The 23,816-nt window shown below is 69.3% G+C and carries 11 protein-coding genes; 2 read left to right on the plus strand and 9 right to left on the minus strand.

Translation table 11 applies throughout. The features are described from left to right. Positions 1-15: 15 nt before the first annotated feature. From IEW15_RS25855 to IEW15_RS08470, 7 genes are all read right to left on the minus strand, one after another. Positions 16-14,340: a non-ribosomal peptide synthetase gene (locus tag IEW15_RS25855; protein WP_229707931.1), complete on the minus strand. Its 14,325-nt coding sequence runs from the start codon at positions 14,338-14,340 to the stop codon at positions 16-18. A 67-nt stretch (positions 14,341-14,407) separates the two neighbouring features. Then, positions 14,408-15,925, minus strand: a complete 1,518-nt coding sequence (locus IEW15_RS08445; RefSeq protein ID WP_229707932.1) for a cupin domain-containing protein — start codon at positions 15,923-15,925, stop codon at positions 14,408-14,410. 138 nt (positions 15,926-16,063) lie between these two features. Beyond that, the gene (locus IEW15_RS08450; protein WP_229707933.1) at positions 16,064-17,128 is read right to left on the minus strand and encodes a TauD/TfdA family dioxygenase; all 1,065 of its coding nucleotides are present in this window, start codon (positions 17,126-17,128) and stop codon (positions 16,064-16,066) included. Between the two features lie 60 nt (positions 17,129-17,188). Continuing rightward, positions 17,189-17,407 carry an MbtH family protein gene (locus IEW15_RS08455; protein WP_188576783.1) on the minus strand — a complete coding sequence of 73 codons (219 nt, stop codon included), beginning with the start codon at positions 17,405-17,407 and terminating at the stop codon, positions 17,189-17,191. A gap of 121 nt (positions 17,408-17,528) precedes the next feature. Further along, a complete protein-coding gene (locus IEW15_RS08460; protein WP_188576785.1) occupies positions 17,529-18,578 on the minus strand; it encodes a FecR family protein in 1,050 nt (349 codons plus the stop codon). A 182-nt stretch (positions 18,579-18,760) separates the two neighbouring features. Beyond that, positions 18,761-19,294: a sigma-70 family RNA polymerase sigma factor gene (locus IEW15_RS08465; RefSeq protein WP_188576787.1), complete on the minus strand. Its 534-nt coding sequence runs from the start codon at positions 19,292-19,294 to the stop codon at positions 18,761-18,763. A gap of 139 nt (positions 19,295-19,433) precedes the next feature. Then, entirely contained in the window at positions 19,434-20,396 is a 963-nt protein-coding gene (locus IEW15_RS08470; RefSeq protein ID WP_229707934.1) for a diacylglycerol/lipid kinase family protein, read from the minus strand. 397 nt (positions 20,397-20,793) lie between these two features. Here IEW15_RS08470 and IEW15_RS08475 point away from each other — a divergent pair, with 397 nt between their 5' ends. Together IEW15_RS08475 and IEW15_RS08480 are read left to right on the plus strand one after the other, a co-directional pair. Next, positions 20,794-21,555, plus strand: coding sequence for a pseudouridine synthase (locus IEW15_RS08475; protein WP_188576789.1), 762 nt, complete (start codon positions 20,794-20,796; stop codon positions 21,553-21,555). A gap of 131 nt (positions 21,556-21,686) precedes the next feature. After that, positions 21,687-22,058: a winged helix-turn-helix transcriptional regulator gene (locus IEW15_RS08480; RefSeq protein WP_229707935.1), complete on the plus strand. Its 372-nt coding sequence runs from the start codon at positions 21,687-21,689 to the stop codon at positions 22,056-22,058. 71 nt (positions 22,059-22,129) lie between these two features. Here IEW15_RS08480 and IEW15_RS08485 read toward each other — a convergent pair whose 3' ends face one another. Together IEW15_RS08485 and IEW15_RS08490 are read right to left on the minus strand one after the other, a co-directional pair. Next, a complete protein-coding gene (locus IEW15_RS08485) occupies positions 22,130-22,927 on the minus strand; it encodes a crotonase/enoyl-CoA hydratase family protein (protein ID WP_188576791.1) in 798 nt (265 codons plus the stop codon). A gap of 57 nt (positions 22,928-22,984) precedes the next feature. Beyond that, entirely contained in the window at positions 22,985-23,743 is a 759-nt protein-coding gene (locus IEW15_RS08490; protein WP_188576795.1) for an IclR family transcriptional regulator, read from the minus strand. Positions 23,744-23,816 lie beyond the last annotated feature (73 nt).

Below are 23,816 nucleotides of genomic sequence, written 5' to 3' on the forward strand. Positions count from 1 at the left end.
GCATCCAGAGCCCAGTCATGCCGCAGACCGGCCGGGCCGTCGCCATCGGCAAAGCATGGCGCTGCATCGGCCAGGGCCGCCCGCCACCATCCAGCCTCGCCGGCTGTGGCGGCATGGGCGGCCTGCGGCCAGCGCCCAGCGGCTCCACGGCACCGGCACCGGCGGCAGCACGGCGCCATCGCCGCCAAGCATCTGGTCCAGATCGCCGGCCAGCACCCGCCACGACACCCCGTCCACCGCCAGATGATGCACGGCGATCAGCAGCCGCCGGCTGCCATCGGGCAGGTGGAACAACCCGCCACGGACCACCGGTCCATGGCGCGGTTCCAGGCTGGCCTGAACCGCGGTGCAGGCATCCTGAAGCCCGTCGGCGCCCACCTCCTGCGCCACCAGCAGTGGTGCCGCCGTCTCGACCGCCACCACCCGCTGATGCCACCGGCCATCTTCAGTCCGCACCATCCGCAGGCGCAGGGCATCGTGTCGCGCCACCAGGGCCGCCAGCGCGTCGGCGATCGCCTGCTGGCCGATGCCATCGGCCACGGCCAGCAGCACGGCCTGGTTCCAATGCGGCGGCAGTTCCGGGTTGCGGGCCAGGAAACCGCGCTGAATCGGGGTCAGCGGCAGATCCTGATCGACCAGTTCGGTCAGCGCCTCGACCACCCCGGCAGGCTTGGCCACCGCCGCAAGCTGGTCGATGCGCGGATGCTCGAACAGGTCGCGGGGGGTGATCTCCCAGCCGGCGCTGCGGGCCCGGGCCACCACCTGCAGGCTCAGAATCGAGTCGCCACCCAGTTCGAAGAATCCGTCGGTGACGCCGAAATCGTCGCGCCCCAGCACCGCCTGCCACACCGCCAGCAGGGCGGCTTCGGCATCGCTGCGCGGCGCCACACGCGCGCCGCCAACCGTCATATCGGGTTCCGGCAGCGCCTTGCGGTCGACCTTGCCATTGCGCATCAGCGGCAGCGCATCCAGCACGGTGATCGTGGCCGGCACCATATGCGCCGGCAGCCGTGCGGCAAGAGCCGCCAGCACCGCCGCCGGTGCCGCATCGCCGGTGACATAGCCGGCAAGCCGCCGGCCTTCACCCGCGCCGGTCACCGCGGCCACGGCATCACCCACACCGGCGCAGGCGCGCATCGCGGCCTCGATCTCGCCAAGCTCGATCCGGAAGCCGCGCAGCTTCACCTGCGCGTCCAGCCGGCCCAGGAAATCGATCGTGCCATCGGCCCTGGCCCGGCACAGATCGCCGGTGCGATAGAGCCGCGCCCCGGGGGCGCCGGTCTCATCCGGCACGAAGCGCTCGGCGGTCTGCGCGGCACGGCCCAGATAGCCGCGCGCCAGGCTGTCACCGCCGATGCAGAGTTCGCCATAACCCCCTGTGGGTGCGATGTTTCCATCCGCGTCGATCACCATCGCCGTCCGGCCCGGATAGGGCCGGCCGATCGGCACGATGGCCTCGGCCTCGTCGGCGGCACTGGTGGTGTGGAACAGCGACGCGACCGTGGTCTCGGTCGGCCCATACAGGTTGTCGAGCCGGATATCGCGCAGCGTCGTGCGCCGCCAGCGCATCAGCGCATCGCCGGGCAGAGCCTCGCCGCCCACCGTCACCTGCCGCAGATGCGGCAGGCTGGCCGGCGGGTTGCGCAGCCATTGCTGCCAATAGGCGGTGGGAATGCGCGAAAACGTCACCCGCTCGTCGGCAAGCGTGCGGCTCAGCGTTGCCAGATCCCACAGATCCGGGCCGCGCATCACGATGCGGCCGCCCATGATCAGCGCCGGCAGCATCTCGTGCAGGGCGACGTCGAAATTGATCGTCGACTGCTGCAACACCACGTCGTTTGCGCTGATGCCATAGCTGGCGATGAAATCATCCATATGCAGGCTGAAGGCATCATGGCTGATCGCCACCCCCTTCGGCCGGCCGGTGGAGCCGGAGGTATAGATCACATAGGCCAGATGATGCGGGTGCACCGGCATGGCGACCGGTGCACAGGCCGTGCCGTCACCCGCCGCGCAATCCTCGATCCGCAGCCTCTGCCGGCCCGCCAGCAGATCGGGCAGTGCCGCTTCGGTCGCGGCATCGGTGACGATCACCCCGATACCGGCATCCTCGATCATGTCGCGCAGACGGTCTTCGGGATAGGCCGGGTCCAGCGGCACGAAAGCGCCGCCCGCCTTCAGAACCCCGATCAGGGCGGCGGGCAGCCGGGCGGTGCGGGTCAGGCACAGCCCCACCCGGTCTTCGACAGCCAAGCCCCGGTCGAGCAGGGCCCGTGCCACATGGTTCGACAGCCGGTCGATCTCGCCATGGCTGAGGCGCTGCCCTTCGCAGGCCACGGCCTCGGCGTCACCGGCGAGGGCGGCGCGGGCGGCGATCCGCCCGGCAACCGGGTTGAAGGCAAGCCTGCGCGCGCGCGCCGGTGCCGGGCCGCCGACAGCGATCGCCGCCAGCCGCGGATCATCGCCGGCGGTGATGATGTCGATCAGACCGAGATACTGATCGGCCAGCCGTTCGGCCGTGGCGGCATCGAAGATATCGGCCGCATAGTCGACCGCGACCCGCAGGCCGCCCGCGGACTCGAGGATGTCGAGCACCAGATCGAAGCGCGCGGTTTCAACCGGCGTCTCGGCCAGGGTGACCGTCATGCCGCGGCCGAGGTCGAGTGCGGCCGCATCCATCTGCTGAAGGTTGAACATCACCTGGAACAGCGGGTTGCGACCGGGGCCGCCCAGCCGGCTTGCCAGATGCGCGAAGGGCACATCCTGATTGGCCTGTGCCGCCAGGGTGCGGTCGCGGATCTGGGCGATCAGCGCCGACAGCCGCATCGATCCGGTGAGGTCGGCGGTCATGACCAGGGTGTTGACGAAGAAGCCCGCCATCCGCTCCGCCTCGGGCCGGGTCCGGCCGGACATCGGAACGCCGACCCGGATCTCGGTATCGCCGCCATTGCGGTAGAGCAGCAGGTCGAGCCCGGCCAGCAGCACCATGAACAGGGTGGCACCCTGCCCCTGCGCCACCCGGCGCAGGGCAGCGGTCGCCACGCCATCCAGACGCCGCGTCACCCGCCCGCCGGCGGGGCTTGCTGCCTGCCGGCGGGTGCGGTCCTGCGGCAGCCGCAGAACCGGATGATCGGTGCCGAGCGTCCGGCGCCAATAGGCGATCTGATCATCCAGCGCGCCGCCATCCAGCGCCGCGCGCGACCAGGCCGCCCAGTCGCCCCAATTGATCGCCGGCGCCGGCAGCGTCGTTGCCTCACCCGCGACCGATGCGCGATAGACCGCCGCCACCTCTTCGGCCAGCACGGTCATGGTCGCACCGTCCGAGACGATATGATGGGCGCCGAGCGCCAGCACATGGCGCGCCTCACCGCACCTGACCAGCATCGCCCGCAGCATCGGGCCGCGATCGAGTGCGAAGGGCCGCATCGCGGCGTCGTGCAGGCACCCGCGCAGCGCCGCATCATCTCCTGCCGGATCATCCCCGGCCAGATCGCCCCCCGCCAGATCGACCACCGCCCAGTCGAAGGCCGCATCGGCCAGGATGCGCTGCGCCACCCCGTTATCGGTCTCGACAAACCACACCCGCAGCGCCTCATGCCGTGCGACCACGGCGGCAACCGCCTGCCGCAAGGCCTCGATATCGAGCGATCCCGCGATCTCCAGCGCCCCCGAGACGTTATAAGCGGCGCTCGTCGGGTTCATCCGCCACAGGAACCACAGCCCTTCCTGGCCGGCGGTCAGCGGCACCAGATCGGCCATCGCCGCCGGGCGCTGCGGGAAAGGGGCGTCGACCGCCTGTGCGGCGGCATCGATCATCGCCGCCTGATCGCGGATCACCGGCTGGTCGAACAGCAGCTTCAGCGCCAGCGACACGCCGAATTCGGCGCGGATCCGCGCCAGCGCCCGCATCGCCAGCAGCGAATCCGCCCCATGCAGGAACACGTCGTCGCCGGCGCCCAGCCGTGCCACACCGTCCGGTCCAGCCGCAACGCCCGCACCCAGAACCGATGCCCAGATCTGCCCCAGCCGCCGTTCGGTTTCCGTCGCAGCCTCCGCCCCCGCATCGATGATGCGCGGTTCCGCCGGCATCGCCGCCGGCAGCTTCGCCCGGTCCAGTTTGCCGTTCACCGTCAACGGCATGCGGTCGATCATCACGAAGGCCTGCGGCAGCATATGCGGCGCCAGCCGGTCGGCCAGATAGGCGCGCAGGCCGGCGGCATCGACATCCGCGCCTGTATCGGCCACCACCCAGGCGACGATGCGCGGCGGGTCGCCCGGCCGGCCACCCTCCCCGGCTGCTCCATGCACCGCCAGGGCCGCCGCCTCGCGCACCGCAGGATGGCTCAGCAAGGCGGCATTGATCTCGCCCAGCTCGATCCGGAAGCCCCGGATCTTCACCTGAAAATCGCTGCGGCCGATATAGTCGAGGTCGCCATCGGCCAGAAGCCGGGCCAGGTCGCCCGACCGGTACAATCGTGCGCCCGGCGCCCCGAACGGGTCGGGGATGAAGCGCTCCGCCGTCAGCGCCGGCCGGCCCAGATAGCCGCGGGCAAGGCCGGGGCCGCCCACGAAGATCTCGCCCACGCCATGGCGGGGCGCAGGGTTCAGATCACTGTCCAGAACATGCAGGTCCAGATCCGGGATCGGCACGCCGATCAGGCTGCGCGGCGGCAGGGCGCGCGCATCGGCCGCGGTCGTCTCGCGATAGGTGACATGCACCGTGGTTTCGGTGATGCCATACATGTTGATGATCTGTGGCGCCGAAGCGCCGCGCAACGCCAGCCAGGGCGCCAGCGCCGCCGGCTCCAGCTTCTCGCCTGCGAACACGATCACCCGGATGTCGGTTAATCGCTGTGATGCCGTCATATCCGCCTGCATCAGCGGCAGGAAGGCAGATGGCGTCTGGTTCAGCACCGTCACCCGTTCGGCCCTGAGCAGGGCATGAAGCTCTTCGGGCGCGCGGGCGGTCCAATACGGCACCACCACCAGCCGGCCGCCATGGACCAGCGCCCCGAACAGCTCCCACACCGACACGTCGAAGGCGAAGGAATGGAACAGCGGCCAGACGTCGTCGGGGCCGAAGCCATACCATGGCGCGGCCGCATCCAGCAGCCGCGCCAGATTGCGATGGGTGATGCCAACCCCCTTGGGCACACCTGTCGAGCCCGAGGTATAGATGACATAGGCGAGCTGATCCGGATGGATCGGCGGAGCCCAGGCTTCGGCGCGCGCGCCCTCGCCCTCGCCCGACCAGCCGCCCGGCGCGTCGGCCAGTTCGTCCAGCCGCAGGATGATGACATCGTCCGGCATGGCGCCCAGCGCCGCGGCACCCGCCGCGTCGACCACGATCACCCGCATGCCGCTATCGGCGATCGTCGCCCGCAGCCGCTCCACCGGATAGGCCGGGTCCAGCGGCACATAGGCGCCGCCGGCTTTCAGCACGCCCAGAACACCGGCCACCAGGCCGATCGACCGCTCGACGCACAGGCCCACCCGCTGATCACGGCCGATGCCGTGATGCGCCAGCCGCCGGCCGATGCGGTTCGACCAGTCATCGAGCCCGGCGCGGTCGATCCGCTCGGCGCCGCAGGAGACCGCCGGCCGGTCGGGTGCCGCCGATGCCAGGGCGGCGATCCGCTCGACGACAGAGCGGAAGGGCATCGTCATCCCGGCCTGTGCCAGCGGCCGGGGCAGGTGGATGGCGCCCAGCGGCAGGCCGGTATCCGGCCGGCCGATCTGATCGGCCAGAGCCTCCAGCAGATATGTCAGGGCCGCCGCCATCTCGCCGATCGCGGCCCGGTCGATGCGTGCGCCGTCCCAGTCCCAGCGCAGATCCAGGCCCTCGCCCGGCAGCACCGCCAGGGTCAGCGGATATTCGGTGCGCTCCGCCATGTCGATGGCGGTGATCCGGCCGCCGAAGCCGGTCTCACGCAGGCCGTCTGCGACCGGATAATTCTCGAACACCAGCAGGCTGTCGAACAGCGCATCGCCGGCAAGGCCGGTCCAGCGCCGGATATCGCCCAGGCTGGTGTGCTGATGATCCTGACGGTCGGTGTTCCGGTCCTGAAGCGCCCGCAGCCATGCGGCCGGCGCCATCGATCCCGGCACCGCCACACGCACCGGCAGGCTGGTGATGAACAGCCCCTGCATGCGCTCCACCCCGGCCAGACCGGCCGGACGGCCCGACATCGTCACCCCGAAGGCCACCGGACCGCCGCCGCCGAAGCGGGCGAGCAGCACGGCCCAGGCACCCTGCACCAGCGTGCTCAGGGTCACGCCGGCCGCGGCCGCGGCCGCCTTCAGCCGGGCCGTGCCGGCGGCATCGATCCGGGTGACCTGGCGGTGCCGGCTGACCTGGCCGTCAATGCCCGGCTCCGGCCGCGACGGCCGGCCAAGCGTTCCGGTCAGCGTCACCGGATCGCCCTCGCCGCCCAGCTCTGCCTGCCACCAGTCGCGGTCATCGGGCTGATTGTCGCGCCAGACCAGATAGTCGCGGCAGGAGGGCGATGGGGTGCGGTCCAGCGATGCGCCTGCGCGCGCGGCGTCGTGATCGGCCGCGATTTCAGCCAGCAGCGCGGCCGTGCTCCAGCCATCGGTGATCGCGTGATGGCAGGTCCAGACCAGATCATGGCCGCCATCGGGGCGCGGAAACACCGCCACGCGCATCAACGGCGCCTGCGCCGGATCGAAACCGGCGGCGGCATCGCGCGCCATCCAGTCGTGAAGCGCCCGGTCATGGCCGGCGCTGTCAGCCGCCATCAGGTCGTGCACCACCAGCGGCAGCGGGGCCGCGCCCTGCACCACCTGCCGGCAGATGCCGTCATCACCCCAGTCGAACCGGCTGCGCAAGGCCCCATGCCGCGCGATCGCCGCCGTCCAGGCCGCCCGCAGCGCGTCCAGATCCATGCCGCCCGCGGCAAGGGTCAGCCGCAACTGGTTGACATACAATCCGTCATTGGCATTGCGCTGGCCATGATACAGCATGCCCTGCTGCATGGCGGTGGCCGGATAGATGTCGTCGACCGGCGCCCCTTGTCCGATGATCCGCGCCAGATCGGCCGCAGACAGACCACCCGCAGACGGGCCGGCCAACGGGAAATCCGCCGGCACCGGCAACGGACCCATCGCCGCCAGATTGTCGGTCAGCGCGGCCAGCGCCGCGCCGAAGCGCTGGGCGAAGGCCGCCAGCGCCGTGGTATCGAGTGCCGCGTTGTCGGCATCGATCCGCACCCGAAGCGCACCGCCGATGATCATGGCATTGATGTCGAGCGCGTGTTCCGGCTGGACATCGCCGGTCGGCCGGCCCAGCACCATCGGCGTCAGGCGAACCACGGCCTCGCCGGCCGGTTGATCGAACCGCCCGAGATAATTGACGCTGACCGAAGGCGGCGCCATCTCGTCCAGATCCCGCAGCCAGCCGTGATGCATGCCCCTGGCCGGCAGACCGCGCAGGCTCTGGCGCACGCCGGCCAGCAGCCCCGCCTCGTCCGGCACAAGCGGCAGCGCCACGGGGAAGCGGCTGGTGAACCAGCCGATCGTGCGGCTGAGGTCCAGATCGGCGGCAAAGGCCTCGCGACCATGGCCTTCCAGGTCGATCAGAATTGCGGCATCGCCATCGGCCGCCAATGGCGCCAGCGCCCGGGCCACCGCCGCCAGCACCATCTCGTCGACGCCGACACGCCCCGACAGCCCGCCCAGCAGCGCCGTCAGCCGGTCGCCATCCATCTGCCAATCCAGAGCGCACCGCACCCCCGAACGCGCCGGCCCGAAGACCTGACCGGCGCCGGTAAGCTGCCGGCGCCACCAATCCGCCTCGGCCTGCACCGACGGTGTCGCGCAATGCCCGGCCAGGGCGTGGGTCCAATGGCTCCATGGCGTCGTCGGCGCCGGCAGCACCGCCTGCGTGCCGTCATCGGCCAGCAATGCGCCCAGTTCGTCGACCAGCACCCGCCATGACACGCCGTCCACCGCCAGATGATGGATGGCGATCATCAGCAGATCCGGGCCAGCCGCGCGCCGGAACAGGCCGGCCGCGACCAGCGGCCCGCTGGTAATGTCGATCGCGGCCTGAAGCCGGAGCGCCGCGGCATCCATGGCCGCATCGATCACCGCCAGTTCTTCCAGCACCGCCAGCTCTTCCTGCACCGGCCGGCTGCCGGCGGCGGTCAGCCGCTGATGCCATGTACCGTCACCATCGCGGTGGAACCGCAGGCGCAGCGCGTCATGGCGGGCGGTCAGCACATCCAGCGCCGCTGCCACCGCATCGGCGCCCAGGCCATCGGCCAGTTCCAGCACCACCGCCTGCGTCCAGTGCCCCGGCCCCTGCGGGTTGCGGGCCAGAAAGCGCCGCTGAACCGGGGTCAGGGGCAGATCGCGATCGTGGATTTCGGGCTGCGCCGCCACCGTTGCCAGCGGCAGCGCATGGGCCGCCAGCCGGTCGATGCGCGGATGCTCGAACACCTGTCGCGGGGTGATCTTCAGGCCCGCATCCCGCGCCCGTGCCACCACTTGCAGGCTGAGGATCGAATCCCCGCCCAGATCGAAGAAACTGTCATGGATGCCGATATCGCTCCGGCCCAACACCGCCTGCCAGATGCCCAGCAACCGCGCCTCGGTCTCGTTGCCCGGCAGGGCGCCGGTGCCTGTGGCCACAGCCGGTATGACCAGCGCCCGACGATCGACCTTGCCGTTCGGCAATAACGGGAGTGCCGGTATGACCATGATCGCCGATGGCTGCATGTAATCGGGCAGACCCGCCGCCAGCGCCTGAGACAGCATATCGGCGGTGACGACATCGGCATCGGCCGCGACATGGGCCACCAGCCGGCGGGCATCACCGGCGCCGTCCACAAGGCTGATCACGGCGTCGCGCACACCGGCGACCGACCGCAACGCCGCTTCGATCTCGCCCGGCTCGATCCGGAAGCCGCGCAGCTTGATCTGGGTATCGATCCGCCCCAGAAAGCCGATCACGCCACCGGCTTGCGGGCGGGTCAGATCGCCGCTGCGATACAGCCGGGCGCCGGGCGCTCCGAAGGCATCGGGCACGAAGCGTTCGGCCGTCAGCCCCGGCCGGCCCAGATAACCCCGCGCCAGCAGATCGCCGCCCAGGCACAATTCACCATAGCCGCCAAGCGGCACGGGATTGCCGGCGCCGTCCAGCACCAGCGCCGGCCGCCCCGGCCAGGGCCGGCCGATCGCGACCATCGCCGCTGCGGCTTCGTCGTCGCCCGGTACATGATCGGTAACGGTGATCGTGGCCTCGGTCGGGCCATAGCTGTTGCGGAAGGCGACAGACCCAAGCGGCCCCTGTCGCCACGCCGCCAGGGCATCACCCGACAGCGCCTCGCCGCCCACCGTCATCAGCCGCAGATCGGGCAGATCATCCGGCAGGCGCCGCAGCCATTGCCGCCAATAGCCGGTCGGCAAGTAGGCCAGTGTCACCCGATCGGCCCGCAGACGCGTGTTCAGGGTGTCGAAATCCCACAGATCCGGGCCGCGCATCACCGCCACGCCCCCCGCCGCCAGCACCGGCAGCAGTTGTTCGAAGGCGGCATCGAAACTGATGGTCGAGAATTGCAGCACCCGATCGGCGGCGCTGACCGCGAACCGGTCCAGATAATCGTCGACATGGCCGGCCAGCGCGCCATGGCTGATCGCAACCCCCTTGGGCTGCCCGGTCGAGCCCGAGGTATAGATGACATAGGCAAGCTGATCGGGACGGATAACGGCACCCTCAGCCGCGGCCGCGCCGGTTCCGTCATCGGCCAGGGCGTCGATATCGATCGTGACAAGGCCATCCGGCAAGCCATGCAGCCGCGATGTGGTGCTGCCATCGACCAGCACCCTGCGGATACCGGCATCGGCCAGCATCGCGCCGATCCGGGCCGGCGGATAGGCCGCGTCGATCGGCACCACCGCCGCACCCGCCCGGAACACCCCCAGCAGTGCCGCGACCATGCCGGCGCCCCGGCTGACGCACAGGCCCACCGGTTCTTCCGGCGCCACGCCGCCGGCGATCAGCCTGGCGGCAATGCCGGCCGCCATTCGCTCCAGCACGTCATGTGCGACGGCGACGCCATCGACCACCAGGGCCGTCTCGTGCGGCCGCGCCGCCGCCTGCCCCGCGATCCGATCGGCCACGGGGCGGAAGGCTGCACGCGGACGACGCGCCGGCAGGGCGGCCGGCAAACGCAGCGTCAGGGCGCCGAGTGCCGTCTCCGGCGCCGCCACGATCTGGGCGATCACGCCCGCCAGATCATCGGCCAGACGCTCGACGGTCGCATCCTCGAAGATGTCGGTCGGATAGTCGAAGCCCAGGATCAGCCGGCCATCCGGCGCCTCGGCCACGGTCAGTGACAGATCGAACTGGGCGGTGCCCGGGTTGATCTCGACCCCGGCGACGGTCAGCGGGCCGGCCGGCAGATGCGCGCCGATCATCACCGGATGATGATTGAACATCACCCGCACCAGCGGCGTGCGCGCCGGGTCGCGATCGGGCTGCAGGGCCGATACCAGCCGCGCGAACGGCACCGCACCATGGGCCTGCGCATCCAGCAGACCGTCGCGCACCCGCCGCAGCAGGTCATCGAAGCCCAGGCCGGGGGTGATATCGGTCCGCAGCACCAGGGTGTCGACGAAGAAACCGGTCAGATCGCGACGCGCGGCATCGCCCCGCCCCGCCACCGCCACGCCCACGCGGATATCCTGCTGGCCGCCGATACGGTGCAGCAGCGCGTTGAACGCCGCCAGCAGCGCCATCACCGGCGTGGCGCCCCGGGCATGGGACAGGCTGGCCAGCCGTGCGACCAGATCCGCCGGCAGTGTGCGGCTGACCTGCCGGCCGCTGGTGCCACGACCACCCCGGCGGGTGTGGTCGACCGGCAGCAGCACCTCGGGGTGCTCATGACCCAGGCGCCCGGTCCACCAGGCCAGATCCCCGGCCAGCCGCCGGTCATCGGCGGCACCGCAGGCGGCGGCGATCACGGCGGCATAATCGCCGGCGGGGGCCGCCCATGCCGGCGCCGCACCGCCGGCCAGGGCCGCATAGGCGGTGAGCAGATCCCGCAGCAGGATATCGCCCGACCAGGCGTCGGTGACGATGTGATGCAGCGCCAGCAGCAGAACATCGCGGTCGGGCGCGATCCGCACCAGACAGGCGCGCAGCAGCGGCCCCGCCTCCAGATCGAAGGGCCGGGCCGCGACCCCGGCCAGATGCGCGCGCAGCCCGTCAGCGACGGCATCGGCATCGACCTCGGACCAATCGATGCGGGCGTCCCGGTCGATCACCTGCCGGGGCCGGCCCGCCACCTCGACGAACCGGCAGCGCAGTGCATCATGGCGCCGCACGACCGCCAGCAGCGCATCACGCATGAGTGACGCATCCAGCGCGCCCTTAAGCGTCACCGCGCCCGCGACGTTATAGGTGGCCGCCTCCGGCGCCATCCGCCACAGGAACCACAGCCCCGCCTGCCCCGGTGTCAGCGGCAGGCCCGCAACACCGGCTTCGGCTGCATCGGTCCCGTCCTCAGCGACCACAGCGCCCTCTGCGGCGATGGGCGGCCGGGCCAGCCTGTCGCCACGATCGGCGATCCAGGCGGCCTGGGCGCGAATGCTGCGGGCATCGAACACGGCCGCCGGCGGCAGAACCAGACCCAGCGCATCACCGGCCTCGGCCAGCAGCCGGGCCGCCAGCAGCGACTGACCGCCCAGATCGAAGAAATCCTCGTCCAGCCCGACCGGGCGGCCGAACACCGACTGCCACACCGCCTGAAGCCGCGCGGTCAGCATGTCGTCACCGGTGCCCGCGGCCGGCGTGCCGGCCGGCGCAGCTTCTGCCTGATCATGGACGGCCACCGGCACAAGGCTGCCATCGCGCCAGCCCGCCAGACAGGCTGAACGGCGCAGCTTGCCGCTGGTGGTGCGTGGCAGGTCGCCCGGCGCCAGCAACAGCACCACCGCCGCCGGCTCCTGATGCTGATCGGCGATCGCCCGGCGGATATCGTCCAGGATCGCATCGGCGCCGCGCTTGCGCAGCATCGGCCGCGACACTTCCGCGGCGATGCCGATCGCCTCTCCCGCCGCCGTCGGCACGGCGAAGGCGGCGATGCGGCCCTTGCGCAGCAGCCCCAGCCGATCGACCGTCGCCTCCACATCCTGCGGCCACAGATTCTGGCCGCGCAGGATGATCAGATCTTTCAAACGGCCGCAGACCACCAGCCGGCCCTGGCTGATCACGCCCAGATCGCCGGTGCGCAGATAGCGGGTTGCTGCCCCGCCCTCCTCGTCGGCGGTGCCCCCCTCACCGGTGACCGTGGCATGAAAGGTCTCGGCCGTGGCATCAGGTCGCCTCCAATAGCCGGTGGCGACGCTGGGGCCGGTGAACCAGATCTCGCCGATCATGCCATCCGGGCAGCGCCGGCCGGTTGCGGGATCGACGATCGCCACCGCATGTGCGCCACCGGTGATGCCGCAATCGATCTGCACCGCCGCATCATCGACCGCCGGGGCAACCGGCAGTGCGCGACCTTGCGCGAAGGCCGCCGCATCGAAGCTGAGCGCCGTGGCACCCGCGCCCGGACGGCCGCCGGAAATCAACAGCGTGGCCTCGGCCAGACCATAGCAGGGATACAACACGAACGGGTCGAGCCCGGCGCCCAGAAACCGGTCGCGAAATCCGGCCATGGTCTCGGGCCGGATCGGCTCGGCGCCGCAATAGGCGAGCCTGAGGCTGCCAAGATCGATATCGGCGATCTGGCCGGCGGTGATCCGGTCCAGACACAGTTGATAGGCGAAATCGGGGCCGCCGGTGACGGTGCCGCCATGGCGCGATATGGCGCGCAGCCAGCGTGCCGGGCGTTCAAGAAAATGCTGCGGGGCCATCAAAATCAGCGGAATGCCGCCGAAGATCGGCGACAGCAACCCGCCGATCAATCCCATGTCGTGATAGAGCGGCAGCCAGCTGACCATGATGTCATGACCGCTGAACCCCATGCGGTTGCGGATCAGCACCTGATTGGCCATCAGATTGCCATGGCTGACCATCACCCCCTTGGGCGTGGCGGTGGAGCCGGAGGTGTATTGCAGAAAGGCGATGTCGGCGGGGGTGGCGGCGACCGGCTCGAAAGCCTCATCGGCGCCCGCCTCCTGATCCACGATCAGGGTCGTCGCGTCCTCCACGGCACCCAGATTGGCAATCAACTCCTGATGGGCCGCATCGGTCAGCAGCAGACGCGGCGCGCAATCATCGACCATCGCCTTCAGCCGGGCCAGATGCTGGGCATTGCCGGTCTCGGCCGGATAGGCCGGCACCGCGATGATGCCGGCATACAGGCAGGCGAAGAAGGCGGTGACATAGTCCAGCCCCGATGGCAGCAGCAGCATCGCCCGGTCGCCGGCATCGGCATGGACGCGCAGCCGTGCCGCCAGCGCCCGTGCACGCGCGTCCAGCCCGCCATAGGTCAACCGCCGCTCATCGGTCTCGCCATCGGCCAGAAAGCAGATCGCCGGCGCGTCGGGCTGGTGGCGGGCGCGCCCCGCCAGCACGCCCGACATGGTATCGGCGAAGCTGCGGTCACGGCGCACCAGGAACGGACAGCGGTCGGTTTCCGGTGCGTTGTCGTCGCCCAGAAAATACTGTTTCCATTCGCGGTTCTCGGTTTCTCCATAGACGCCCAGATCGGGATGCACTTCCATCCCATCCCAGGCCAGCAGGCGCTTGCGCACCTGGCTGCGGGCCTCAGCGCCGATCTCGCGCTTGGTGATGGTGTCGATGAACAGCGATCGCGGCTGGAACAGGATCACCATGCCCGGCCCAAGATTGCGGCTGTCGCGCTGGCGATAGGATGGTGTGCAGCCCACCGCGAACATCTGCTCGCCCTGATAGCTGAATTCCCAGGCGGCATCGTCGGGCTCGGTTTCCAGCGCCTCGATGCTGGGCGCCGGATCGTGGTCGTGCAGATGTTGCAGCACCCGCCAGAAGCGGTCGCGATAGGCACCATGCGCAAGTGGCTGCGGGTCCGGCTCGAAGAACAACGCAAAGTTGTTCTTCTCGGACGGTCGCGCCGCCGCGAGATCGAGGAAGGTGGTCATCGCCGCTGGCAGATCGGCCAGATCCCCACCCTCGACACAGGCATAGAACATCTCGCCGCGCCGTTCGGCCTGGGTGCCGAAAAAACACGGATAGGCGGCATCGGTCACCTTGGCATGGAACTGGTCATAGGCCGCCATCAGCCATGACGGCGCCGGATCCTGACCCACACGGGTGCCCCGGATCAGCCGTTCGGTCCAGGGCGCCACCTTGCGGCGCCGGTTTTCGGGAACGATCTGCCCGCTGTTCATATGCCTGTGCTCCAGCCGTCTGTCGCAGTGCCGTGGAAGAGGTGCCGAGAGGAGATGCCGGCGCAGATCAGCCGCGCGCGCCAAGCCGAAGCCCGGCCACCAGCGGCTCGATCCAGTCCTCGGGGATGATCGGCTGGTGATAGACGCATTCATCCGACAGGATCGACGAGCCATGCAGCCGGCCCATGGGCACCAGCACCATCTCGCCGGGCGCCAGTTCCAGCGACATGCCCAGATTGCCCCAGAACACCATGTCGCCGGTCTCCACCGCGACCAGCCGGTGATCGTCGTGGACATGGGTGGTGGAGCACATCTCGCGCGGCTCCACGAAGGTCTCGCGGTCGATATCCGGGCATTCGGCCTGAATGCGGCGGTCGATCATGCCGGCGATGTCGCGATAGCGGTCGATCGATGACAGCCATTGCAACTGTTCCGACAGATCGCGCTCCGCCGCCATCCGCATGGCCGATGCCGCGGCCAGCCCCTGGCCGATGCGGGCCAGACCCGCCTGACCGAAACGGGCCTCGGCAACCTCCTGCGCCCGCGCGAAACGCCGCCCCAGATCCTCGATCGCCGCCGCCGGGGTCAGGTTGTGGCCGGCAAGGCCGCCACCGCCACCCACGCCGCCCGCCATCGCTCCGGCATCGATCCCCAGCCCCTCGGCCGCCTGCGCCAGCAGGCAGCCGAACGAGATCCACTCGGCCTCGGCCGCGAAGGCGGCCCCCCACAAGGCCAGCGCACGATCGGGCCTTGCTGCCAGCGCATGCAGCAGGTTGCAACTGCCAAGACTGGTCGACAGATAGAACTGCCAATAGGAATGCGGCTTCAGGTCGACGTCGCAATGCCGGGCCAGCCGGGCGATCAGCCGGTCATCCACGGCATCGAGCACCAGCTTCGGCGCGCCATCGGCACCCAGCGGCTGAAAGAAGCCCGCGGCCCCGGCCCGCGCCAGGGCGGCACGGCGGGTTTCGGCCAGGCTCCATTTCTGGATCAGGATGAAGCGCAGCCCCTGTTCCAGAAAATCCTTGGCGCGCAGATGGCCGGCCACCAGCCCCCAGAATCCCGCCTCGCGGTTCAGGATGTCGCGCAGCAGATCGGCCTGCTCTCCGGCATCGACCGGCGCCGGCGCATCCGACACGTGATCGAAGACGAAATCTTCCAGAAACGGCCGGATGCGCGCACCCATGGTCCGGCTCTCCGCGCCATAGAAGCGCTCGAAATCGGCCAGGGCGTCCGGGCTGCCGTCACGCGGCAGGCGGCAGATATCCATCTCGTTGATCGACAGCAGCAGCCGCTGGGCCGCCAGCGACGGCAGCAGCGTCACCGTCTCAGGCGTCACGGCATCGTCGAAGCGGATGAAGGACAGATCCTCGGGCCGCGCCGGACGGCGATAGAAATCCTCGTCCAGCACCAGTTCGTCGACCATGGCGCTGCGATAGGGATGCAGATCGGCGAAGCTGGCGACCAGATCGCGCATCGCATCCTGCTGGCCCCGATGGCGGGCGAAGCTGAACAATCGCGGCGTGCTGTCGGTCATGGGGTTGGCAGCGGAAGGGCTGGCGGCGCGGGTGGCGGTATCGGACATGTCGTCGGGTTTCCCATATAGGCGCGGAGGGCTGGCGCGGAGGGATGGCGCCGCTCCTCGCCGATCGGTCTGATGGCTGGCTGCCTGATAGCTGGCTGGTCGGTGCGGTTGCGGTAGCCGGGCGCGCGGCGTGGCCGGTCAGCCGCCGGCCACACCATGCGGCCCGGGCATGCCATGAGGTTCAGCCATGCCATGCGGTTCCGCCATGGCGACCAGAATCCGCCGTGGGCCGCTGAACGGCGCACGGCCATGGCTGACCAGCATGTTGTCGAGCATCAGCACATCGCCACGCGCCCAGGCGAAGCGCAGCATCTCGGCCTGATAGGCGCCGCGGATCTCGTCGAGCACCGCGTCTTCCAGCGGCGCGCCATCGCCGTAATAGACGTTGCGGGGCAGGTCTTCCTCGTCCACCACCGACAGCAGCGTCTCGCGCAGATCCGGATCCAGTGCCGAGACATGGAACAGATGCGCCTGATTGAACCACACCGCCTCGCCGGTCTGCGGATGCACCGCTTCCGACTGGCAGATCTGGCGGGTGCGCAGCCGGTCGTCGTCGAGCCAGTCCCAGGCGATGCCCTGCGCGCGGCAGAAGCCCTCGACCGCGCGCCGGTCGCTGGTACCGAAAACCTGCGACCAGGGCAGGTCCAGCCCGCCGCCATAATTGCGGACATACATCAGCCCGCGGTCGGCGAAACGCCGCCGGATCGCCGGGTCGATGCGCGCCAGCACGGCGCGGCTGTCGGCGATCGGCGTCTCGCCGGCGGTCTCGGGTGCCACGTCGCAATAGAACCAGATCTTCATCGGCCAGCGCCGGGTATAGGACTGCTCGTTATGCTGAGGGATCCACTGATGCGCGGGATATTCGGTCGAGGAATAGACCCCACCCTCGATCCGGCTGCGCGGGGTGGAGCCGAATTCGTAATCGAGCAGCCCGTCGCCACCGCCACCGCCATCGGCAAAGCCGCGGGCAAGGGCGTGGAAGGCAGCGGCGCCCGCGACCGTGAAGCCGCGAAACAGCACCGCGCCGCAATCATCCAGATGCAGCGCCGCCAGATGGCGAAGCTGATCGGCATGGGCCTCTATCGGCCGGGCGGAGATGGCATCGGCCGGTTGAACGGTGACCAGACGTGTGCCGGCCTGCTGGAACGCGCCAACGGTCAGGTCCGCGCCGGCCGGGGGGCCTCCGGAAGCGGTGACGATCAAGGGGATGACCCTTCGGCTTGAAGACATGTCAGGGGCGGTATGGCTGTCCGCGCGGTGCGATCACGACGCGGCTTCGGCGCCATCCATGGCCCGGCGCAGGCTCAATGGCCGCATATCGGTCCAGACCTCGTCGATATAGGCGAGGCAGTCGGCCTTGGGCCCCTGCTTGCCCACCGTGCGCCACCCGGCCGGCACCGGCTTATAGGTCGGCCAGATCGAATACTGCTCCTCGTGGTTCACCACCACGTCGAACACCGTATTATCGTCGCCCCAGCTCATGGGTAGATCTCCGTCCAGTTGCATGTATGCAAACGATTCTCATTTGCAGTCGTAGCTAGGACGGATGCGGTTCAGGAATTTTCAGGGCCGCGGCAGATTTTTCTGCAACTGGCAGTCAGAATTAACCAACAATAAGCATGTAGGGCGTGATGGTGGTCACCTTGCCCCCATAGGGCGTCAGCGCGGTGCGCAGGGCCGATACCGGGTTGCGCAGGTCATAGACGCCGGTCACGCGGCGGTCTTCAAGCGCCCGGTCGCGCACCACGATCATGCCGGGGTAATAGCGGCGGATCTGGTCGATCACCTGGCCCAGCGGCATGTTTTCCACCACCAGCAGTCCATCGCGCCAGGCGGCGACCTGGGCCGGCGGCAGGCGATCTTCGGTGAAGCGGCCGGTGGCACGGTCGATCCGCAGCCGCCCGCCGGGGCCCAGCCGTGTCTCCCGCGGGGCCGCCGCCGGCACGGTGCCGTCATAGCGGACATGCACCGCGCCGCTTTCCACCCCCACGCTCAACATCGCCGGATCCAGCCCCACGCCGAAGGCGGTGCCGATATCGACCACGGTCATCGCGTCGCCGGTCACCGCGAACCGGCGGCTGCGATCCTCGGCAACGGTGAAGAAGGCATCGCCCTGCAAGACATCGACGCGCCTCTGGCTCTGGTCATAGGACACGGTGATCGCGCTGGCCGCGTTCAGGATCACCACGGTGCCGTCCTCCAGCACCACTTCGCGGCGCTCCCCCGCGCCGGTGACATGATCGGCCCGCAGATGCAGCACGGCCTGCGGCAGCACCGCAACCGCCAGAGAGGCCGCGATCGCAAGCGCGGTCGCGGCCGCGACGACGCGAACCCCGCGCCGCCGCCGCCGCGGCGGCGCCAGCACGGTCACGGATGCGGACGGTGGCTCAACGGCCGCCGGCACCGGCTCCCCAGTCGCCGCTTGATGCCGGCCAGACGGCTCCGGTCGCGATGTCATGCCAGACACGGCACCGGTCAGACGCCAGACGCGCACGGCCCGCGTCCAGGCACGGTCATGGGCGTCGCTGGCGGCGCGCCAGCCATCGAGGGCCACGCGCAGCCGGGCGTCGTCGGGGTCGGCCTGAATTTTCAGCAGCCAGTCCAGTGCTTCGTCCCACACCGGATCGGTCTTGTCGTCGGAATGCCCCGTCATACCCCTCAGGCGTCCGGATCTGTCAGCCGCTCCGCGGCACGGACCATGATTGGTCCGCCCTACCCATTCAAGACGGGCCGGCCGCCTGTTTTTTCAGGCAATGTTCCAGCGGACGCAAGATTATTATGCGTGCCTGCAACGGCCTGTCATGCGTACACGCCACCGGCAGCCGGATCGGCCGGTCAATCCAGCGCGTCCAGCCTGGCCGCACAATGGGTCATCGCCTTCTTGACCATCTGGTGCACCAGGGTCACCGACACGCCCAGGCCGTCAGCCACATCCTGAAGCGAGCGGCCGCCCATGCGGTGCTGTTCAAAGGCGATGCGGGTCCGTTCGGGCAGGTCGGCCAGCGCCTCGGCCACCACCCGCAGCTCGTCGCGGTCGATCGCCTCCTGCTCCGGCGTCGGCGTGGCCGATGGCAGCGCGTGGAAGGCATCATCGCCCAGATCGGTGATCCGCCCCAAGGCCCGGTGGCGTTCCCAGTCCATCGCGATGTTGCGCACGATGCGGTACAGATAGGCCACCGGATGCAGGATCGGCTTGCGGTCGGCGGGCAGGCTTGCGGTGCCCGCGAAGCGTAGATAGGCTTCCTGAACGACGTCCTCGGCCCAGGCACGGCTGCCCAGCAGCGGCGCTGCATAATCCACCAGCGCCGATCTGTGGGCCAGATAGACCTGAAGCTTCTGATCGGCATCGGTCACGGACGGGGTCGCCATTCTGCCGCTCATGGGTTGGAGTGCGGTGACGCCAGACACTGTGCCAGTAGATGCGTGCAACTGCAACTTACTCGCATCGTTTCCCAGTGATGGCGCCAAAATCACACAACCCGGACGCATCGACCCAAGGCAATCGGCCTCAGCGCCGGGGCATCATGGGCCATAGCAGGTTCAGGCTGCGGTCCGCAACCCGGATGCGTGTCGGCGTGGTCGCGATCGGGTCGCCATCGGCCTGCACCGACAGGCCGCGCGGTGCCAGAATCTCCACCGACCGCGCCGGCACAACACGCACATCGCCCAGCCGCGCCAGCCGGCCAAGGCCCAGGGCCACGCCATACCGGGCCAGATTGATCGCCCCGCCCCGCCCCAGCAGCACCACATTCATGCCCGGCCGGTTGATGTCGCCATCGGGCACGGCACGGAAGGCGCCACCATAGAACCGGCCATTGACCGCGATGGCGGCCACCGCCCGCGCGGGCTGCCCGTCGATCAGCAGATCGATCGGGGGAAAGCCATAGCGAAAAGCCTGCGCCAGCGTCGGTTGCAGATAGGCCAGCTTGCCCAGCCGCCATTTCATCTGCGGCCGGTCTGCCAGCGCCGCCACCACCGCCGCATCGAACCCCACCCCCACCATCAGCAAGGCATAGCCGCCGGCGGCAGCGATCGGCGTCACCGGCCTGACCTGTCCATACAGGATCGGTTCCGCCAGCGATTGCGGATGGCGCGTCAGCCCCATCTCCAGGGCCAGAACATTGGCGGTGCCCACTGCCAGCACGCCCAGCGGCAGCGGCGAGGCGGCGGCGATCAAGCCGCTGGCGGCGGCATTGATGGTGCCGTCGCCCCCGGCCGCGACCACGATATCGGCGTCCTCAGGCCCGGTGCCGCCGGCAATCGCGCCGATCTCTTCCGGTGTGCGGGCCTCGGCGATCAGCAACTGGCAGCCATTCGCCCGCAGCAGTTCCAGGGTCGCGGTCAGCAACCGCCGGCCCGCTCCGGTTCCGGCCAGCGGGTTGGCGATGACCAGCAGCCGTGGTGGCCGGGGCAATCTGCCGCCGCCGTCCATCGCCGCACCCAGGCGAACGGTCTCTGTTCCGGTTCTCATCAATACCCGCAATCCATGAACACGCTGGCTGGCGCCTGCGCCGCAGGCGGGCCGCCGGGCAGTCTTGCAGACATCCCGACACCACGCCAGTTACGTCCCCAAGACAGCGGCGGATGGCGATATGTGATAGATAATGACCGTTGACAGAACGCCACGGCCGACGCACTTTCCGCCCCATGTTGGATCATCGGTATTTTCACTGCGGCCTGAACCGGTCCGGAAATCTCATCGCGGGCACCCTGCCCCGGATACAGTCCGTATAAGAGGCTGGGTCCGGGGTTCTTGACGTCGGCCGTCCGACCTGTCGGGCGCGCCAGCCCCCTGTCAGGTCATGCCGCCGCCGCCCCGCCCACGGGCTCCGCCGCCGCCGCATGCAGCGCCCCCGGATACTGCCCCCATGCCCATGCCCCGTCAGACGCCAGCGGTCTCGCCCGATCTGGCCAGCCTGCCGCGCGCCTTGTCGAAACTCGGCTATTGTTCCCGCACCGAAGCCGCGGCCCTGATCGCGGCCGGGCGGGTCACCGTCGATGGCCGGCCCGCACGCGGCCTCACCCAGCGTGTCGATCTTGCAAACAGCGTTCTGCAGGTCGATGGCCAGCAGGTCGTGCCCGCAGGACCGGTCTATCTGATGCTCAACAAGCCGCGCGGGCTGATCACCACCCGCAGCGATCCCGGCCAGCGCGGCACGGTCCATGACTGTCTGGCCGGGCTCGATCTGCCCTTCATCTCGGCGGTGGGCCGGCTCGACCGGGCCAGCGAAGGCCTGTTGCTGATGACCAACGACACGCTGTGGGCGGAACGCCTGCTCAACCCGGCCTCGAACGTCGCCAAGACCTATCACGTCAAGATCGACCGCCCGGCCGACGGCAACCTGTTGCGGGCGCTGGAACAGGGCATCGACGGCCCCGAAGGCTGGCTTGCCGCCCGGTCGGCCCGTCTGCTGCGCTGTGGCCGCCGGTCGTCCTGGCTGGAAATCGTGTTGACGGAAGGCCGCAACCGCCAGATCCGCCGCCTGCTGTCAGCGCGTGAGGCCGGTGTGCTGCGGCTGGTGCGGGTGGCCGTGGGCGGGGTGGCGCTGGGCGATCTGCCCAAGGCGGCGGTGCGGCCGCTGACCGATGACGAATGGTGCCGGCTGACCTGGCTGGAGCCGACCCGGTGACCGACATGGACATGGTGACTGACATGGACACAGTGACCGGCGCGGACACGGCCGCACCGCCCCGCTTGCCGGAGGATGACGGCGCTGTCATCGTCGACCCCATGATGCCCGCGATCAATGGGACCACTGCCATGCCGCGCCAGACCAGCCGCACCAGCCGCCAGCCGCCGGCACCCGCCATGCCCGCCGGCCCCGACGACGCGCCGCCGGTCATCGCTCTGCTTGACATGCTGGGCCGGCGGTGGATGCTGCGGGTGCTGTGGGCCCTGCGCGCCGGGGCACTCACCTTCCGCGATCTTCAAGAGACCTGCGATGGCATGTCGCCCAGCGTGCTGTCCCGACGGCTGGCCGAGCTGCGCGAGATGGGGCTGATCGAGCCGCCGGGCAGCGGGGACGGCTATCGGTTGACCTCACCCGGCCAGGAACTGGTGGCGGTTCTGACGCCGGTCTCGTTCTGGGCAGAGCGCTGGCGGCGCGAGATCAAGGGCAGGGATGTGTCATAACCGCTTATTTTTACATAAACTTCTAAATTGGTAGCGCATTTGCTACCATTTTAGAAGTGATTATACGGCGGTCAGCGACCCTTGAAGTCGGGCTTGCGCCGATCGATGAAGGCGTTCACGGCCTCCATCTGATCATCGGTGCTCTGGACCAGAGCCTGCATGCAGCTTGCCATCTCCAGCGCGGTCGGCAGCGGCACGCCCTGGCTGTCGCGCAACAGGCGCTTATTCAACCGCAGGCTGTGGGGCGGATTGGCGGCGATGCGCGTGGCCAGCTTGCGGGCCTCGTCCATCAACTGATCATCGGGCACGACGCGCGAGATCAGGCCGATCCGGGCCGCCTCCTCGGCATCGACGAAATCGCCGGTGAAGGTCATCTCGGCGGCGCGCGAATAGCCCACCACCCGGGGCAGGAACCAGGCACCGCCATCGCCCGACACCAGCCCGACGCGCATGAAACTCTCGGCGAACACCGCCTTGGTGTTGGCCAGGCGGATATCGCACATCATCGACAGGTCGCAGCCGGCGCCCACCGCCGCCCCGTTGACCGCCGCGATCGCCGGCACCTCCAGCGAATACATCGCCATCGGAATCCGCTGAATGCCGTACCAATAGCCCCGGCGGATATCGACCGGCTTGTTGCCGAACATGCCCTCGCGGTCGCGCATCTGCTTCACATTGCCGCCCGACGAGAAGCCGGCGCCGGCGCCGGTCACGATCACGCAGCGCACTTGCATATCGCGGTTGATCCGCTCGACATGGCCGACCAGCGCCTCGATGATCGCCTCGGAAATTGCGTTGCGGGTTTCGGGCTCGTTCAGCGTCAGGGTGACGACGCCATCCGCCTCGTCATAGAGCACGGCTTCCGACATGGGGGATATCCTCCGGTTTGGTATGGGTCTCTGTTGGGTCCGGCCGGGGCGACGGGATCAACCGATATGGCGCGCGATCCCGTCCCGCATCACCGCGACATAGCGGTCCAGATTGGCTTCCAGAACAGTGGTCAAGCCCGCCAGCCCGATCACCAGCGGCTTGTCGCCGGGGGCGGTTGGCAGCAGCATGGCGATCAGGCCGCCATTGGCCGTGACCTGATTGGCCGAAAAGGCATAGCCTCTGGCTCTGACATCGGCAATCACCTCGATCAGCCGCGGAATGTCGATCCGCCGGCCCGGAATGGCGGAATTGCCCGGGGCGACATCGGCATTGTGGCGCTGGGCCAGTTTCCGGACGGTGTCGTCATCCATGGTCGACAGCAGCATCCAGCCCGATCCCGACCAGCACAGCGGCCGGACCGTGCCAAGCCGCACCACCATCCGCATCGGGTTGGTCGCCTGAAGCACCTGGATGTACTGGGCGCCGAGGCCATTGCGCGCCGCCACCACCACGGTTTCGCCGGTCTGCTCGCTCACCCATTCCATCAGGTGCATCAACTGGCCGTCCTTGAACAGGTTGGCCTGGATCCAGTTGCCCAGCAGCGCCACCCGCGTCGTCGGCATGTAGGTGCGGGTCGCCGGCTCATAATCCAGATAGCCCAGCGTCACCAGGCTACGCATCAGCACCGATGTGCTCGACAGCGGCCAGTCGTGATGCTCGGCAATCTCCGACACCGTCGCCGCGCGCCGGACATCGTCGAAATATTCCAGCACGTGAATGACCCGCGCCGCTGATTTGACCACGTCCCGGCTCATGCATGGCGTTCCTTTCGTTCGTGGCGCGCGGCGGCTGTGACCCACCATTCGTTGCTCAGACCCTATAGGCCGC

Source organism: Tistrella bauzanensis, from assembly GCF_014636235.1.
In the GTDB taxonomy this organism is placed as follows: Bacteria; Pseudomonadota; Alphaproteobacteria; order Tistrellales; family Tistrellaceae; genus Tistrella; species Tistrella bauzanensis.

Bases quoted from the DNA above. Each gene is read 5' to 3' on its own strand.
- IEW15_RS08455 (WP_188576783.1), bottom strand. From the start codon at position 17,407: ATGAGCTGGGGCGACGATAATACGGTGTTCGACGTGGTGGTGAACCAC.
- IEW15_RS08470 (WP_229707934.1), bottom strand. From the start codon at position 20,396: ATGAGAACCGGAACAGAGACCGTTCGCCTGGGTGCGGCGATGGACGGC.
- IEW15_RS08475 (WP_188576789.1), top strand. From the start codon at position 20,794: ATGCCCATGCCCCGTCAGACGCCAGCGGTCTCGCCCGATCTGGCCAGC.
- IEW15_RS08445 (WP_229707932.1), bottom strand. From the start codon at position 15,925: ATGTCCGATACCGCCACCCGCGCCGCCAGCCCTTCCGCTGCCAACCCC.
- IEW15_RS25855 (WP_229707931.1), bottom strand. From the start codon at position 14,340: ATGAACAGCGGGCAGATCGTTCCCGAAAACCGGCGCCGCAAGGTGGCG.
- IEW15_RS08480 (WP_229707935.1), top strand. From the start codon at position 21,687: ATGCCGCGCCAGACCAGCCGCACCAGCCGCCAGCCGCCGGCACCCGCC.
- IEW15_RS08465 (WP_188576787.1), bottom strand. From the start codon at position 19,294: ATGGCGACCCCGTCCGTGACCGATGCCGATCAGAAGCTTCAGGTCTAT.
- IEW15_RS08460 (WP_188576785.1), bottom strand. From the start codon at position 18,578: ATGACGGGGCATTCCGACGACAAGACCGATCCGGTGTGGGACGAAGCA.
- IEW15_RS08490 (WP_188576795.1), bottom strand. From the start codon at position 23,743: ATGAGCCGGGACGTGGTCAAATCAGCGGCGCGGGTCATTCACGTGCTG.
- IEW15_RS08485 (WP_188576791.1), bottom strand. From the start codon at position 22,927: ATGTCGGAAGCCGTGCTCTATGACGAGGCGGATGGCGTCGTCACCCTG.